Origin of the sequence: Algoriphagus confluentis, assembly GCF_036245625.1 — a bacterium.
GTDB classification, from domain to species: Bacteria; Bacteroidota; Bacteroidia; order Cytophagales; family Cyclobacteriaceae; genus Algoriphagus; species Algoriphagus confluentis.
The window spans coordinates 336749-352776 of the sequence record NZ_BTPD01000001.1 but is presented as its reverse complement, the minus strand read 5'-3'; the positions used below and the strand labels follow the sequence as shown (position 1 = coordinate 352776).

General features: G+C 44.3%; 14 protein-coding genes. 9 read left to right on the top strand and 5 right to left on the bottom strand.

The window, feature by feature from the left end; genetic code table 11:
* Positions 1-6 precede the first annotated feature (6 nt).
* The 3 genes from AAA943_RS01555 to AAA943_RS01545 are packed head-to-tail and all read right to left on the bottom strand — an operon-like array spanning position 7 to position 2214.
* The gene (locus AAA943_RS01555) at positions 7-615 is read right to left on the bottom strand and encodes a hypothetical protein (RefSeq protein ID WP_338222483.1); all 609 of its coding nucleotides are present in this window, start codon (positions 613-615) and stop codon (positions 7-9) included.
* Entirely contained in the window at positions 605-1252 is a 648-nt protein-coding gene (locus AAA943_RS01550; RefSeq protein ID WP_338222482.1) for a hypothetical protein, read from the bottom strand. Before AAA943_RS01550 ends, AAA943_RS01555 begins: the two co-directional genes overlap by 11 nt.
* Entirely contained in the window at positions 1249-2214 is a 966-nt protein-coding gene (locus AAA943_RS01545; RefSeq protein WP_338222481.1) for a VWA domain-containing protein, read from the bottom strand. Before AAA943_RS01545 ends, AAA943_RS01550 begins: the two co-directional genes overlap by 4 nt.
* A gap of 135 nt (positions 2215-2349) precedes the next feature.
* On the opposite strand from AAA943_RS01545, the gene AAA943_RS01540 reads away from it, so the two are divergent.
* Both AAA943_RS01540 and AAA943_RS01535 read left to right on the top strand, forming a co-directional pair.
* Entirely contained in the window at positions 2350-4749 is a 2400-nt protein-coding gene (locus AAA943_RS01540) for a TonB-dependent receptor (RefSeq protein ID WP_338222480.1), read from the top strand.
* Entirely contained in the window at positions 4749-5585 is an 837-nt protein-coding gene (locus AAA943_RS01535) for a DUF4249 family protein (RefSeq protein WP_338222479.1), read from the top strand. Before AAA943_RS01540 ends, AAA943_RS01535 begins: the two co-directional genes overlap by 1 nt.
* Here the strand turns inward: AAA943_RS01535 and AAA943_RS01530 are convergent.
* Positions 5582-6346 carry a hypothetical protein gene (locus AAA943_RS01530; RefSeq protein WP_338222478.1) on the bottom strand — a complete coding sequence of 255 codons (765 nt, stop codon included), beginning with the start codon at positions 6344-6346 and terminating at the stop codon, positions 5582-5584. The genes AAA943_RS01535 and AAA943_RS01530 overlap by 4 nt on opposite strands.
* A gap of 63 nt (positions 6347-6409) precedes the next feature.
* On the opposite strand from AAA943_RS01530, the gene AAA943_RS01525 reads away from it, so the two are divergent.
* The 5 genes from AAA943_RS01525 (at position 6410) to AAA943_RS01505 (ending at position 11037) form a co-directional block, all read left to right on the top strand.
* A complete protein-coding gene (locus tag AAA943_RS01525; RefSeq protein WP_338222477.1) occupies positions 6410-6778 on the top strand; it encodes a BlaI/MecI/CopY family transcriptional regulator in 369 nt (122 codons plus the stop codon).
* Positions 6778-8157 (top strand): M56 family metallopeptidase, encoded by a 1380-nt coding sequence (locus AAA943_RS01520; protein WP_338222476.1) that lies wholly within the window; start codon positions 6778-6780, stop codon positions 8155-8157. Before AAA943_RS01525 ends, AAA943_RS01520 begins: the two co-directional genes overlap by 1 nt.
* Positions 8158-8256: 99 nt before the next feature.
* Positions 8257-8793: a carboxypeptidase-like regulatory domain-containing protein gene (locus AAA943_RS01515; RefSeq protein WP_338222475.1), complete on the top strand. Its 537-nt coding sequence runs from the start codon at positions 8257-8259 to the stop codon at positions 8791-8793.
* A 482-nt stretch (positions 8794-9275) separates the two neighbouring features.
* A complete protein-coding gene (locus tag AAA943_RS01510) occupies positions 9276-9677 on the top strand; it encodes an energy transducer TonB (RefSeq protein WP_338222474.1) in 402 nt (133 codons plus the stop codon).
* A gap of 169 nt (positions 9678-9846) precedes the next feature.
* Positions 9847-11037, top strand: coding sequence for an ATP-binding protein (locus tag AAA943_RS01505; RefSeq protein WP_338222473.1), 1191 nt, complete (start codon positions 9847-9849; stop codon positions 11035-11037).
* A gap of 103 nt (positions 11038-11140) precedes the next feature.
* On the opposite strand, the gene AAA943_RS01500 is transcribed toward AAA943_RS01505, so the two are convergent.
* Positions 11141-13681: a M14 metallopeptidase family protein gene (locus tag AAA943_RS01500; RefSeq protein ID WP_338222472.1), complete on the bottom strand. Its 2541-nt coding sequence runs from the start codon at positions 13679-13681 to the stop codon at positions 11141-11143.
* Between the two features lie 136 nt (positions 13682-13817).
* On the opposite strand from AAA943_RS01500, the gene AAA943_RS01495 reads away from it, so the two are divergent.
* Both AAA943_RS01495 and AAA943_RS01490 read left to right on the top strand, forming a co-directional pair.
* The gene (locus AAA943_RS01495) at positions 13818-14585 is read left to right on the top strand and encodes a 3-keto-disaccharide hydrolase (protein WP_338222471.1); all 768 of its coding nucleotides are present in this window, start codon (positions 13818-13820) and stop codon (positions 14583-14585) included.
* Between the two features lie 99 nt (positions 14586-14684).
* The gene (locus AAA943_RS01490) at positions 14685-16025 is read left to right on the top strand and encodes a Gfo/Idh/MocA family protein (RefSeq protein WP_338222470.1); all 1341 of its coding nucleotides are present in this window, start codon (positions 14685-14687) and stop codon (positions 16023-16025) included.
* The last annotated feature ends 3 nt before the right edge of the window (positions 16026-16028 follow it).

Sequence of the window (16028 nt, the reverse complement as noted above, 5' to 3'; positions counted from 1 at the left end):
TGGCTTTTACCAATCCGGAAGGCCTCGGTTCGGTCTTTGGGTTGGTTTTTTCTTGTTTTGTTGGATATACCTTAGCTCAGCGGCATTGAGGGATTCCAAAATCTGTTTGGCCTGTTCGGGAGTGAGGTTTAAAGCTTTCAGCTTTTCTCTCATTTCATCCAGTTTTTGTTGACGATCGGCGAGGTTGGCATCCATCTGATCGTTGCTGTTTTCGCCTTGTTCTTCGGATTGTTGAGAAGGATTTTCTCCTTGCTGACCCTCTTTGGCTTTGTCTTCATCAGTTTGCTCCCCTTCTTTTTCCTGGGAGTTGTTTTGTCCCTGTTCTCCTTCGCTGTTCTGACTTTGGTTTTGTTGATTTTGCTGTTGTTGGTCTTGGGAGTTTTGCTGCTGTTCTTGTTCTTGCTCTTTTTCCAGTTTTTCCTTTAGCGCTTTTAGCTTAGCATCTTCAGGGTATTTGCTCAACCCGTTATTGACGGTCTCCAAGGCCTGATCTTTTTGGGTTTTTACATAGGATCTAGCAGCCCTGTTGAAAAAATCACCTGCGGACTGAGCCAGTACGGCACAGCTGATGCCCATGAAAAAAAGAAAGGACAGAATAATGCTTTTACTTTTCATTGATCTCTACTACCTCCTTTAGACTATTGATGAAATCCTGATACGCGGCCACTGTTTGATCTTGTGCCAACGCTTCTTCCATGACATTTAAAGCCTCAGAGAAGCGGAATTGTTCCACCATCCGGTCTGCTTCCGCTTTTTTCCGTTTGGCAAACTCGGAAGGTTCGGGTAGGTTGTTTTCCTGTTGTTTTCTTTCTTCGGCCCGTTGAAGCCACCTTGCCAAGAGCTCATAGTTGTACCGAGCCTCCTCGTTGGTGGGATCCTTGATGAGAGCGGTTTGAAATTTGCTCAACGCGGCCTGATATTCTTTTTTGTTACCCATGAGCACTCCGCTTTGATTGAAGGCGAAGGAAGAAAGCTTTTTGTCTGCGGCAACTGTGGTTTTATCATAAAAACCTGCCGCCACATCTGCCTGATTGGCATGGTGATGGGTGAGTCCCAAATTGAAATCCAAGTAGGGAGATGCAAGAGCAAATTCATTCAAAAGGATCAAATGATCTGTTATGGATTCTTCATACCGTGCTTCAGCATAGCTTTTTTCCGCTTTTTCAATGGCTTCATTTTGTCTGCTTACCTGTGTCCAAGAGGCAGGAATAAACAGGAAAAGGCCAACTATACTTTTACTCCAGCTCATCATAGTTTGATGGTCTTTACGGGTAATATCATGTCTACCAAGGCCAAAGCCAAAGCAGCAAGTAGGAAATAGAAATACTTATTGGAGCTGGTCTCTACCATACGGGTGTTGGATACCCCACCTTTCATCGTGCTTAGGGCAGAAATCAGACTTCCCATTTCTTTGGCCTGGTCAGAAATCTCAAAGTATTCTCCTCCGGTTTCAGCGGCGAGGTATTGAAGCGGAGTCCTGTTGAGTTGGGTCAAGGCCGGCTGCCCGGTTTTGGGGTCCATTACCAATCCGTTGCCCCTGGGCATTTGACCTCCTTCATCGGTTCCCACACCTAGGGAAAACACCCGAACTCCATATTCTTCCATTCGGTCGGCGATCGTTTCCAAGTCATCCCCGAAATGCTCCCCATCCGAGATGAGAATGACCGCTCTTGACTTTACTTCCTTGCTTTCATCCTTTTCAAACTTGTCCAAAGCCATCTTGAGAGGGGTAGTCAAGTCTGTACCCAGATTGGGTACCAGACCGATATTTAGCCCGTCAATGTAAAGATTGAGTACTGCCTGATCATACGTCAAGGGAAGCTGCATAAATGCCTCAGTACTGAAAATAATCAAGCCGATCCGGTCTGAAGGAAAAGACTTGAGCAGTTCTTTCAGCTCAAACTGGATTCTGGCCAGTCTATTGGGAAGGATGTCCGTGGCGACCATGGACTGGGAAAGGTCTACAGCGATAAAAATGTCTTTGCCTTCTTCCTGGATTTCCTTGAATGAATTGCCGATCGAAGGACCTGCCAAAGCGATCAGAAAAAGAATAAAATATAGGGTGCGGAGAATTAGCTTGGTAAACAGCCGTTGCTTCTGAACTTTCAGTCGACGGTTGATTATCCAATATCGGGTGATGTAAAAAAAGTACAACAGACCAAAGATGCCTGAAAGCAGAAGGAGGAGTTTGATGTCAGGATATGCCCAAATCATGGCCTGAAATTAGGAAATAAACCTAATTTTGAAAGCCGGGTTTTTGGGAGCGGTTCTCCAAAGGCACCAACTTTCCCAAGAATTAACAAACATTAAATCCATTTGTCCGTTCGGCAAGGATATCCTTTTCTTCAGATGCCCCTCATTTCTGTTTTCCGAGTCATCACCTTTTGGATCAGTTTTGCTCTGGCTTGGGGGGTTGCCCTTGGCCAATCTGCTCCCAAAATCCGAGGGGAAGTTTTTGATGCGCTGAGTTCTCAGCCACTCATAGGTGCCAATGTCTACTGGGAAGGCATTACAGCCACCGGAGTAGTGACGGGTTTGGATGGGGAATTTGAAATTTCTTCAGCCTTATTACCGGCAAAGTTGGTCATCTCATACATTGGGTATGAGCGCTCAGTGCGGGTCATTCAGCCTAAGGATGGGGAAAAAGGGCTTCGGTTTTTTCTGAAGCCTGAAGAAATGTCTTTGGAAGAGATCATCATCCGGGAAAGAAGGCCTGATGAGCAAATCAAGAATCTGGAAATGGGCAAAGCAAGTGTGCCCATCGAAACGATAAAAAATATTCCTGCACTTTTTGGTGAAGTGGATTTGTTCCGGTCTCTGCAACTTTTGCCCGGCGTGCAAACGGCCGGAGAAGGGACCACGGGGCTGTTTGTCCGGGGCGGTTCTGCTGACCAAAACCTCGTGCAGCTGGACGGAGCACCCGTCTATAATGCATCCCATTTCTTCGGGATTTTTTCTGTTTTCAATCCTGATGCCTTGAGCAAAGTGGACTTGTACAAAGGGAACATGCCGGCCTCGTTTGGCGGACGGGCTTCTTCTCTTATAGATGTCTCGCTTCAGGAAGGGAATAGGAATCAGATTCATGGGCAGGGAGGAATTGGGACCATTTCCTCTAGATTGACTTTGGACGGCCCTCTTTTTGGCAAAAACTCTTCCTTTATTGTGAGTGGTAGGAGGACCTATGCGGATTTGTTTCTGAAACTTTCCCGGGATGAAAACCTCAGAAACAATAAACTGAATTTTTATGACCTGAGCGGAAAATTTTCCTTCTTTTTAGGAGAAAAGGATAAGCTTTCCTTTAGCATCTATGAGGGTGCCGACTTTTTGGGATTGGATGATCAGTTTGGCTTGGGATGGACCAATTGGGTCAATTCTGTGAATTGGAATAGGGTCAATTCAGAGAATTCGTTTTTTGACCTTCAGGGGTATTTTTCCCGCTATCAATACAAAGTAGAAATCAATGATCCCGAAAACGGCTTCGAATGGACCAATCGGCTTTCCGAAACCGGAGTAAAGGCCAATTGGATCAGAATCCTGTCAGATAAGACCACGATCAACTGGGGGATTCATGTCCAGTTTTATCAATTCTCTCCGGTGGACCTCAGTCCTGACCCGGATAGTGGAATCGGTGAAATTGTGACTAATCCCAAAAATGGACTACTCAATAACCTCTTCGTTGGTTTGAACAAGGATTTTTCTCCCAAATTGAGCATGGAAGCAGGGCTGAGATGGGGAATATATTCCCAAGTGGGAAAAGGAGTGGAGTATCTTTACCCTGATGATAAGCCCGAACGGAATGAAGAAATAGGATCGGAAAGTTTTGATGCGTGGGAACCCATGCAATTTTATCAGGGTCTGGAGCCAAGATTGGCATTTCGATATCTGATCGATGAGCAATTTTCGTTCAAAGCAGCATACAATAGAAATTTTCAATACGTACAGATTGCCACCAACAGTTCTGCGGGACTTCCTATAGATCGATGGATGTTGGCAGATCGGTACACCCGCCCTATTCAGAGTGATCAGGTCTCTGCCGGGTTCTTCCGAAATTTTGACAATAACCGTTGGGAGCTGTCGGTAGAAGGGTATTACAAGGACTTGAGAAATGTGATTGATTTGAGAAATGGCGCACAGGTGCTCTTTACCGATCAGGTGGAGACAGAGATACTTTCGGGAGACGGATGGGCTTATGGAGTGGAGACTTTGCTTCGAAAAAACACAGGCAAAACCACCGGGTGGCTATCCTATACTTGGTCGAGGACCTGGAGACAAATCGAAGGAGTCAGCCTCAATCAGGCCTACAATCCCCGATTTGATCGGCCCCACGATGTGACTTTGGTTGTCAATCATGAATTTAATCCTAGATGGTCTGCCGGGTTAACCTTCGTCTACACTTCCGGCTTGGCGGTGACTTTTCCCGTAGGTTCCTATGTAGTGGACAATCAGAATGTCCCGCTTTATCCCGAATTAAGAAATCTGGACCGATTTCCGGATTACCACCGAATGGATGCTTCCATCACTTGGCGAAATGCCGACAAAGGGAGAAAGTGGAAGGGAAGCTGGAACTTCAGCGTTTACAACTTATATGGAAGGAAAAACCCATTTGCATACGAGTTTAGACAGATTTACAACAACGACATTAATTTCAATCCATCGGAGGATGGAGAGATTGTTAGTTCCAGACCCGGCGTAGTGATGACCTACCTGTTTACCGTTTTGCCTTCCATTACCTATAACTTTCAATTTTGATGAGATACACGCTGTTGGGCATATTGGTTTTTGGTCTTTTTTCCTGTCAGGAGGAGGTTGTTTTGCCTTTGGGCAGCAAAGAGGAAATGATTCCTACGATAGAAGCCTTTTGGACTGATCAGGGATCTTATAATGAGGTCAGAATATCCCTGTCCAAGGATTATTACGATTCCCTGCAGACGGAAATTATCCGAGATGCTGAGGTTATGATTACCGTCCAAGGCTCTGATAAGGTCATCCCTTTTCAATTTTTGCCTGGCTTGAATACCTACCGCCCTGTCAACCCTACCGAAAGAGCGGTAGTAGGCGAGCGGTATCAGCTTCAAGTCAAATGGGGTGGAAATATGTACCAATCGGAAGGGATTATGCTTGAGGCCCCGATTTTGGACAGCTTGACTTGGCAATTTGAAGAGGAGCGGATATTTAGAGAGGAGGGATATTACATTAAGGTATATGGAAGGGTGCCCTTTGAGGAGGACAACAATTATCGAATTCGGGTCATTGAAAATGATACCCTGAAAAACCAAAGGGAAGATTACCTGTTGTTTGATGACACTTTTGGTCTGCAGTTTTTTGAACAGGGATTAGAACTTGGATATACCTTTCAGGAAAACGACCGGGTCAGGCTGGAGCTGTTCCGACTCAATAGAGATGCCTACGATTACCTCAATGAGCTGGTCAATTTGCTTTTCAATGATGGGGGGCTTTTCAGTCCTCCCCCACAAAATCCGACTACCAACATCCGGGTAGTTCAGGGGAGACCTGAGGTGCTGGGGTATTTCATGGTTTCTCCGGTATTGGTAAGGACAGTGGTCATCCAGGCAAAGTACGATTAAGGATAGTGCTGACCGCCTAATTCAATCCACTGGACATAGACTCCCAAGAGAATGTGCCATACCAGGTAATGTCCCAACCGAAGCATAAGCGTTGCCAGAAACCCCGCCTGCCTGAAGTAAAGCGCCTGGATGAAATTCATCCCAAACCCGGAAAGCAAAGAATACCCGATAAACCAAGTTTCTCCACCCGGAAGCTGCTCGAGTGGCTCTCTCAAAGAGGATAGTAAAGCTATGACCCAAAAAGCCTGATTTAGGTATTTGCCATGATTGATCTGAGATACGATCAGTAAAGTCAAGGTAATTGGGATCAGTCGGTAAAAAATTTCGATTTCCAAGGCTCCCGAAAAATAGAGCAAAAGAGAATAGGGAAATGGTTGGAGAAAAGGAGGTAGCTCAGAATAGGGCTCAGGATGAAGCACCATTTTTATTATAAACACATCTAAAACGCCGAAAATCAAGCCGAGGCTCAGCGGTTTACAAATGCGGGTTCGAAGGCTAACATGGGGAGCCAAGAACTCGGGAATGTTCACCTTACCTTGAAAAAATACAAAAGGTAGTCCCAGTAAAATCCAAAAAATATTTTCCGCATTCCATACCCTCAGGTGAGGATAAGGATGTACCCAAAAGTGGCCAATCAAGGCTCCTAAAGCTGTTATCGTCACAAAAATCAGGAAGATATAGAGCGATTGAAGGCGGGTTTTCTTATCCATTTTTACTTTTTTTTCATAGGATGCAAAAAAAATATCCAAGTTGTATTGCATATTTTAAAATTAATTCATAGACTTACTAAATAATCGTAAATCTTTAAAACTTAACACCCAATTATGAAAGAATTAAATCAGCACGAAGAGCAGATCATGTCCATTTTCTGGAATCAGGGAGAGCTATTGATCCGTGATGTTCTTGAACTCTTGCCTGAACCGAAGCCGCCCTACACCACTTTGGCATCGACCATCAGGAATATTGAATCTAAGGGCTATCTCTCTCACCGAATGTACGGTACAGTGAACATCTACAAGCCGGCTATCAATCAGGAAGATTACAGCCGGAAAAGCCTGAACCGATTGGTCTCCAATTTCTTTGGAGGTTCGGTGGGTAATTTCCTTTCCTTCATGGTAAAGGAGAAAAATATCTCCCAGAAGGAGGTCAAAGAACTGAAGAAAATGATCGACCAAATGGAGGATAACAAGTAATGAACGAGGTGCTGCTATACCTCTTAAAAGTCAGTCTGGCTCTTGGAATCGGGCTGGGATTGTTCAGAGGATTTCTGAGCGGACTGACTTTTTTTTCCTGGAACAGAGCCGTTCTCCTGCTTATTTTGACGATTGCGCTAATCTTGCCTGCGATTGATTTTTCGTTATTCACGATAGAATCCGCAGGGGTTGGAGAGTTTGTTCTTCCGGTCTTTGAGGTAGGGCAAAATACCGTTCAGATTCAGGATTCAGGATATTCTTGGCTGGATTGGGTTTTTTATGTCTACCTGCTTGGGGTAGTGGTGATGGCCGCAAGAATGATTTTGGGCTTACTAACTGCCCAAAAACAGATCGGAGAAGCCAAACTGACCCAATTTGACAAAAATTGGGTGGCCATCCACCCCGATTTCTCTCCGGCTTCCTTTTTCAGCTACATTTTAATGCCTCATGTTGACTTGAAAGACCCCAAACAACGGCAGATTCTGGCTCACGAATCCATGCACGTTCGTTTGCTTCATAGTTGGGACTTGCTTCTAGTCAATGCAGCAAAAATACTTTTGTGGTTTAATCCAATGATTTACGCCTTTGAAAGTTCCCTGAGAGAAGTACATGAATATCAGGCAGATCAGGGAGTGACTCATCAGGTGTCAAGAAAAGAATATGCCACGCTTCTCCTTCATTTGGTGACAGCACGGCCTTCCTGGCAGTTCATGAACAACTTTAACCAATTTCAAACCAAAAAACGTATCCTTATGCTAACTAAAACCAACTCAACACCACACCAAAAGGCTCGGTTTCTGGCACTGATTCCGGCAGTAGCACTATTAGTTTCCGTTTTCTCCTGTGAAATCACTCCTGAAGAAGAAATGGACGGTCCTACCATGGTGGAAAAGACTGCTTCCATGTCACCTGCCAACTTGATGGCTCGGGTCAATGACCTCGGGAAAGACGGTAAGCAGATTTTTGACGTAGTGGAGAATCAGCCCAATCCAGAAGGAGGATTGGAGGGATGGAATCTGTATCTGTCCAAAAATCTTAGATATCCCGAAGAGGCTCGAAGAATGGGAATCGAAGGAACAGTCATCGTAGTATTTACCATCAATTCAGATGGTTCGATTTCCAATCCTGAAATCCTTCGAGGCATCGGTGGAGGAGCAGATGAAGAAGCACTTAGAGTGGTTTCTGAGGCTCCAAATTGGACTCCTGGATATCAAAAAGGAATTGCTGTGAATTGCAGAATGAGGTTGCCTATCCGATTCAAACTAGGAACTGGAAATCCTGTGTCTATCGAGACCAATTCCACCACTCAATTTGGAGAGGTGATAGAAGTACCAATCAATTCTGTTAAACCACAAGTTACGGTGGTTGGATATAATTAACTATTTGCGAGTTTATTGAAGTCACATGTGGTACCGGCATAATTTTATTCCCCAACCTTAAATTTTGTTGAGATATATTTATCTGTAAATCAAAATAATATGAAAAAACTAATTTTATATCGATTTTTGATCTTTTTGGGAATCCTATCATTGTATTTCCCTATAGATGGATTTTCACAGGAGATCAATAACAAATTTATTGTTGAAGGGAAAGTTGTAAATCCACAAGGTGAAAAAGCTGTGGGTGCTACAGTTGTGATCAAAGGAACTACTATCGGAACCGTCACAGATGTAGATGGTTTTTTCACCATTTCGATTCCTTCTGATGAAGCTACACTAATTATCCAGCATTATAGTACCTCGGAAGTTTGGGAGGACTCCTTTGAGGCTGGAAAGAAGTACATAATTAGACTTGTACCAGATGCTGCTTCGCCGATATATCCTGTTTTTGACCGAGTGGATGAACTTCCCAGACCTGCAATTGGTGACGACGGGTGGTACACCTTTTTGGCAAAAAACATGAAATATTCCAAACTTGACCGTGAAAATGGAGTGGAAGGTACCGTCATCATAGGGTTTGATGTAAGGGAGGATGGTTCACTTGATCGAGTGGCAATTTTGCGGGGTATTGGATGAGAGAGCGACAATGAAGCTCTGCGAGTCATTGAAAACGGTCCCAAATGGGAACCTGGAAAGATAGGTGGGGAGGTTGTGAATACCAGGATGAGTATGCCTGTTAGATTTGTAACTTATAATCCAGCTACAGGTGAATCTTTGAAAAAAAGTAGGGAGAAAATGATTGCTGATTTGTATGGGAGGCATTTAGTCGTTTTTGGATATCCATCGAAGGAAGGGCTTAAATAAACAATATCAGGTGTATTTAATTTTCTCAGTTCTTTCGATCCCATAAAAAATCTTAGATAGCTGCATTAAAATTTCTGATTGGCCATTATTTCCATAATACAAATTCCCCTTGCTCATTGGGAAAGGTGTATGATATGTGAAAACCTATTAAGTCAGATATTAGACCTTTTTCAAATATTTTAATTGGTAAAATATTATATGTGAAATATCTGGTATTCACTGCTAATAAAAATTTAAAACTAACTCAACTAATCATGATCAAACAAATTTCAAAAAAAATCATTCTTGGACTTACTCTTGTTTTAGGCTCTACGCTCTTTTCAATGAATGTATTGGCCCAAGAAACCGTCCACAAGCAAGTAGAGGAAATGCCTTCGCCTCCGGGAGGAATGCAGGGCTTTACCCAATATATGATTGATAACCTGAAATATCCCGAGGCGGCAAAGGAAGCGAATATTCAAGGGATGGTCATGGTAACTTTTGTGGTAAGAGCGGATGGCTCAGTCGACACTATTGAAGTGCTTCGCGGTATTGGGGGAGGATGTGACGAGGAGGCAGTTCGTGTAGTTGCAGAATCCGGAAAATGGACTCCTGGGAAGAAAGAAGGAAATGCAGTCCCAACTCAAATGACTTTGCCGGTACAATTTAAATTGTAAACTAAACCAACTAGATACCAAAAAACCGTCAGGCAGTTTGCTTGACGGTTTTTTTGAATAAAGAGGATTGATTCAGTCTATTTGCATAAATAAATGTGCGATAATTTCACATTTATGCACATTTAAATAGGCTAAAAATCATATTTTTGCATATTAAAAAGTGCAAAACATGGAAGAACTTCTTGAAATATCTAGCCAATTAATTCAAACTACACAGACGGGTTTTAAGCGCTATTTGTATTCCAAAATTGAATGGGACGAAAAATTAATCGGAATCAAAGGTGCTCGAGGTACCGGTAAAACCACACTTTTGCTTCAATATCTGAAGGAGGCACAGCTCCCTGAGTCTCATATCGCCTATTTTTCCTTGGATGAGATATATTTTCTTTCGCATAGTGTAGTAGAGGTAGTCAAAGCCTTTTATCAATCAGGAGGAAAAATTGTTGTTTTGGATGAGGTCCATAAGTATCCAAACTGGTCTCGGGAGATTAAAAATCTTCATGACCGATATAGGGATTTACAAGTCATTTTTACGGGATCATCCATCATTGATATTGCCAAAGAAGAGGGAGACCTGAGTCGTAGGGCTATTATTTATGAACTTCATGGGCTTTCTTACCGGGAATTCCTGAGTTTTCAAAAAGGGATAAACTTACCTATAGTCAAGTTGGAGGACCTGATAAATCCCGGTTTTTCACTTCGAAGCCATTTTCCATCTCATTTCTTGCCTTTAGCTCATTTTCAAGCTTATTTAAGAAGCGGTTATTTCCCTTTTTCAGGAGAGAGCGAGAGAATTTATTTTAAAAAACTTCGGCAGCTTATCCGGACTATTGTGGAATACGATATGGCTGAGATAAAAGGCTTTGACATCCGAAATGGGAAAAAACTTCTTCAACTTCTTTACTTAATCGCTCAGCTGGTTCCATTTAAACCCAACATTTCTGCGTTAGCTGAAAAAACGCTAATTCATCGAAATTCCATGGTTAATTACCTCATTTATCTGGCTGAGGCCCGCTTGATTGATCTTCAATATCCTGCAGGAATTAGTGTTGCTTTATTACAAAAACCTGAAAAAATCTTTTTGAATAATACGAATTATTTATTTGCATTAAGTGAAAATAAGCCGGAAGCAGGAACGGTTCGTGAAACTTTTTTCAACAGTCTGGTGAAAGTTACCCATAAAGTTCAATACTCAGCTTCTGTAGATTTTTTACTTGACGGTAAGTTTCATTTTGAAGTAGGAGGAAAGAATAAAAGCGGAAAGCAGGTTAAAGATGAAATGACTTGGATTGTCAAGGACGATTTGGAATACCCTGTAGGAAAAAGTCTTCCGCTTTGGGTTTTTGGCATGTTGTACTGAAAAATATAGAGTTTTTCAAAAAAAAGCCACTGAATCCCTGATCAAGTGGCTTTTTTTCAAATTCTTGTGCTGAGCTTAGTCAAAGCATCAAATCTCAAATTCCCTAATCCATGTTATCCCCATGGAAAAGGGCATTCAGGAATAGCTTGTTGGTACCGAACCAAGTGCCTCTGAAATTGGGACTGTCAAAGAAGTGAACGATCCGTCCTTGACCTGAGGAAGAAATGACCACTCCGGCACTTAGCTTGAGTTTTTCCAAGTTGGTTTTGGAAATGTATCCTCCCAAGTGAGGATTAGCGGTGTATTTGATCGGGGTCAAATACTTGTCAGCTGATGGCTTGATGAAAATATCCGTATTTCTGTACACGGGGAGATTTTTACGGTGATAGCCATAGGCGATCGGGTGCGTCAAATCCAACTCCGCTAGGTAAATACTTCCACCCACTTCTTTGGCTCCCTCGAAGTCATTTTGGGTATTGAATGGGAGGGAAGCCGGCTCTTTTTCCTCTTCCAACTTCACTGCTTCTTCTTTGGTGATGCCTACTCGGTTGAGCCAAAGGGAGGCGTTTTTCATGGAAATGATCGTTCCGTCACGATTTACCCAATCTTTGAGGTGATTGACCTGTCCCTCAGACAGGGAGTTATAATTTCCGGAAGGAAGAATCAGCGTGTTGTAATTGTGAAGATTCACTCGGCCAAACTGCTCCACGTTCACCTTGGTAATCGGCATACCTACCTGCTGATCGAGCAGATTCCAAATCTCCCCTGCTTCATAAGAATTTACGCCCGTACCCACCATCATCAAGACCTTGGGCTGCTGTACGGCAGAAACCAAATTAGAACCGAGATCAATCCCGCTCAGATTGAGCCCGGTCTGAACGGCGTACACCTGCTGATGGGTTTTGGCGGCGATTTCCTTGATTTTGGCACTGACTTCCTCTGCATTCATTTTCTGGAAGCCCATGGGAATCATCAGGGTTCCTGCCGGAAAATCCACTTTTCCATCCTGAGTTTGGGAGGAAAACGGTCGGTGAACCGATTCTACATGAATTCCCACTTTTTGGAGTTCAAAAAGCATCTTCGGAGCGTAGTAATCCGACCAATCAATCAGATAAGCATAGGCCTTTCCTTCAGGAAATACTAAAGTTGGAGCTTTGACCTCAGCTACTTGACTTCCTGCTTTGGCAGCAGGCGCTGCCGCAAAAGGCATCCCATAGGCGGCAGCCATGGTCCATGCTGAAGCATCGTAAAATACCGAATCGGCAAAATCTTTCACATATTCAAACATGGTCCGCACCATGCGATACTGAGGCTGATTGGTAGGAACTACCCAGGATTTTCCTTTCTTGAAGGATTGACCTCCAGCGCTGAGGTCAGCTGAGTTTTCATAGACCTTGATCTTGTGGTCCAAAAGGAATTGGACAAAAAGTCGGTTGCGGCTCTCATCAAATTCATCTCCGAAAACATAGTTTTTCGCAGGGTCTTTGGCTCCTTCCGTCACCGCACTATCGAAAAACTCTCTGAGGTACTCATGCATGTACTCCCGATTGTCTAAGGCAGCTTCCATAGTCGCTAGGGAGTTGACCACATGATTTCGGATGGTAAAAGCAAAGGTGATCGGTCCGCGTTGGCTATTTTGCACATGACCTCTGGAGCTGGCAGTCTCAAAAACCAAACCCAAGCCCCCGTGGATGTCTGGATAAGTCGATCCGTAGCCCGGATAGCTGTTGTCAAAGACTTCCTTGGTCCAGTAAAGGCTTCCGATTTCGTCCATATACTTGGCGAAATATTTGGCAAAACGCGGGTTGATGTCGTCGTAATTTTTTCTCGGTACCACCGGATTTTCTGAGCCATATGGTTTGGTCGGCTCGAAGAAATAGGTGCTGTTGGTGCCCATTTCATGAAAATCCGTGGTTACATTGGGATACCACTGATGGTACCATTCGACTTTCACTTGCGATTCGGGATGGGCAAGCGGAAGCCAATCCCGGTTCAGGTCAAACCAATAATGGTTGGTACGACCGCCCGGCCAAGCTTCATTGTGTTCACGATCCAAAGGATCAGCAACGGCAGGGAAACCTTTGTTGGAATTAGCCCAAAGGCTATGACGGTCTCTTCCGTCTGGGTTTAGCGTAGGGTCGATATGGACAACGGAATTTTCTCTGAGATTCTTCGCCAAATCCGATTGGGAAGCCATCAGCCAATAAGCCGTCAGCATGGCCGCCTCGGCCGAGGAGGGTTCGTTTCCGTGAACGCCATAGCCCAAGTGAATGATCGAAGGCATAGAAGCCATATCAGGTTTGGGCTGGGAAGGATCTGCCAATTGGAGTTGTTTTTGGCGGATTTCTTCCAGATTTCCCATGTTTTTGACCGAAGCGATGGTTAGGATCACTTTGGGTCTATGCTCATGGGTGTAGCCGATGGTAAAAAGCTGAGCGCTTTCGCTCAGTTGATCGAGTTTTTCAAAATACTTCACGATCAGGTCATAGCGCGTATGCCAATCTCCGACAGGGTAACCCAAAAACTGGGAGGGTGAAGGAATGGAGGGGTCAAATTTTTCACCGGGGAAGTAATATTCCTCCTGAGCAAAGGCTTGTAAGGTCAAGATAAAGCCGAAAATCAATCCAAGTAAAGGTCTTTTCATTTCGATGGTTTTTTTGGGAAAAGTAGAAAAGGATTTGGGTAATTCCAGCAAAAATCCATCAACGGCTTTCCGTTTCACGCCTTTTTTCCTGTAATTTATTGGCTTAGTCCGATATCCTAAAATAATCTATTGTACCATGAAGAAACTTTTGACCCTGGCTTTGATTGCAAGCGGTTTGAGCTTGAGCAATTTGTCCATCGCCCAGCAAAACCCAACACCACCCCCCATGCCTCCTCAGGCTACGGAATTTTACACCCCTGTGCCTCCCAAAATCTCACCCGGAGCCCAAAACAATCTTCCTCCATCGGATGCCATCGTGCTTTTTGACGGAACCAGCCTGAGCAATTTTGTTTCAGCAAAAGACGGTTCGAGTCCAGCAGAGTGGAAAATCGAAAACGGAGAATTGGTGGTCGTCCGGGGAAAAGGGGATATCCAATCGAAGCTTCCTTTTGGAGATGCGCAATATCATGTGGAATGGTCCGCACCTACTGAAATCGTGGGCGAAGGTCAGGGCCGAGGCAATTCCGGCTTTTTCCTGATGGGCATGTACGAAGTGCAAATCTTGGACAGCTACGAAAGCAAGACGTACACCAATGGACAGGCAGGTTCGATATACAAGCAATATCCACCTTTGGTCAATCCGCTGAGAGCTCCAGGTGAGTGGAACTACTACGACATCATCTTCAAAGCGCCACGTTTTGACAAAAATGGAGTCTTGACTTCCCCTGCCACCGTGACTGTACTGATTAATGGGGTGGTGGTCCAAAACCATGTGATCCTGAGAGGTCCGACGGAGTACATCGGTATTCCTAATTATAAAGCTCATCCAGAGGAATTGCCGATCAAATTGCAGGATCATGGCAATCCGGTGAGATTCAGAAATATCTGGGTCAGACCCTTGTGATTTCGGATTTCGGAAGGTTGATTTCGGATATTCCGACGTCCGAAATCCCAAATCCGAAACTTCACTTTTCTCCCAATAACCAATAATCCAATAACAATCATGTCTTCAAGAAGAAAATTTATACAAAACACCATGCTCCTCGGAGCTGGTCTCAGCATGCCGAGTGTGCTTAACGCAGCGGATTTCGGGCGGTTTACCAGAACTGTAGGTCCTAATGACCAGATCAACTATGGCGTAATCGGCTGTAAAGGTATGGGCTGGTCCAATATGAATGCCCATCTCAAAATCCCCCAGGTCAATTGTGTTGCCCTCTGTGATGTAGATCAAAGTGTCTTGGATCAGCGTACCGAAGATGTGTTCAAACTTCGCGGTACCCGACCCAAGCAGTACAAAGATTACCGAAAAATGCTCGAAGACAAGGATATCGATGTGGTCATTATCGGTACTCCGGATCATTGGCATTGTCTGAATATGGTAGATGCAGTGTCTGCCGGAAAGCATGTCTATGTAGAAAAACCCATTGCCAATACCATTGAAGAGTGCCAAATCATGGTCAAGGCCCAGGAGCGCTATGGAAAAGTAGTGCAGGTAGGACAATGGCAACGATCCGGTTCTCAATACGATGAAGCCATTCAATATGTGAAATCAGGGAAACTAGGGCAAATCCGTCTGGTGAAATGCTGGGCCTATCAAGGCTGGATGAAGCCCGTACCTGTCGTGCCAAATGGATCGGCTCCTGCTGGAGTTGATTACGACATGTGGCTGGGTCCTGCACCCAAAAGAGAATTCAATGCCAACCGCTTCCATTTCAATTTCCGTTGGTTTTGGGATTATGCGGGTGGCTTGATGACCGACTGGGGCGTACATGAGATCGATATCGCCTTGTATGCCATGGGAGTGAGTGCCCCTAAATCCGTGATGGCTTCCGGAGGAAAATTCGCCTATCCCGATGATGCTTCCGAGACACCGGACACCTTGCAGACGGTGTATGAATACGAAGGATTCAATATGCTTTGGGAGCATGCGACTGGTATTGACGGAGGAAATTACGGCACGACCGAAGGAATTGCCTTTATTGGAAACAATGCAACCTTGGTTGTCAACCGTGGCGGCTGGAAAGTCATTCCTGAAACCGAAAATGTAGACGGGCAACGTAAACCAAAAGTGGATGAAGTGCCTCATACCCGACCTCAGGGCTCGGCTTTGGACTTGCATGCTGTCAATTTTGTGGAAGCAGTGACGGCAAATGATCCCAAGTTGCTGAAGTGTGCGATTCAAACCGGTTCGGTTGCTGCTATCAATGCCCAAATGGGAAATATTGCCTACAAAACCGGAAAGAAGGTGTATTGGGATGCAGGGAAAAATATGTTCACCGATTCAGAGGCCAATCAGCTGATGAAGGCGCATTATCACAATGGTTGGAATGTGCCAAAGGTTTAATGT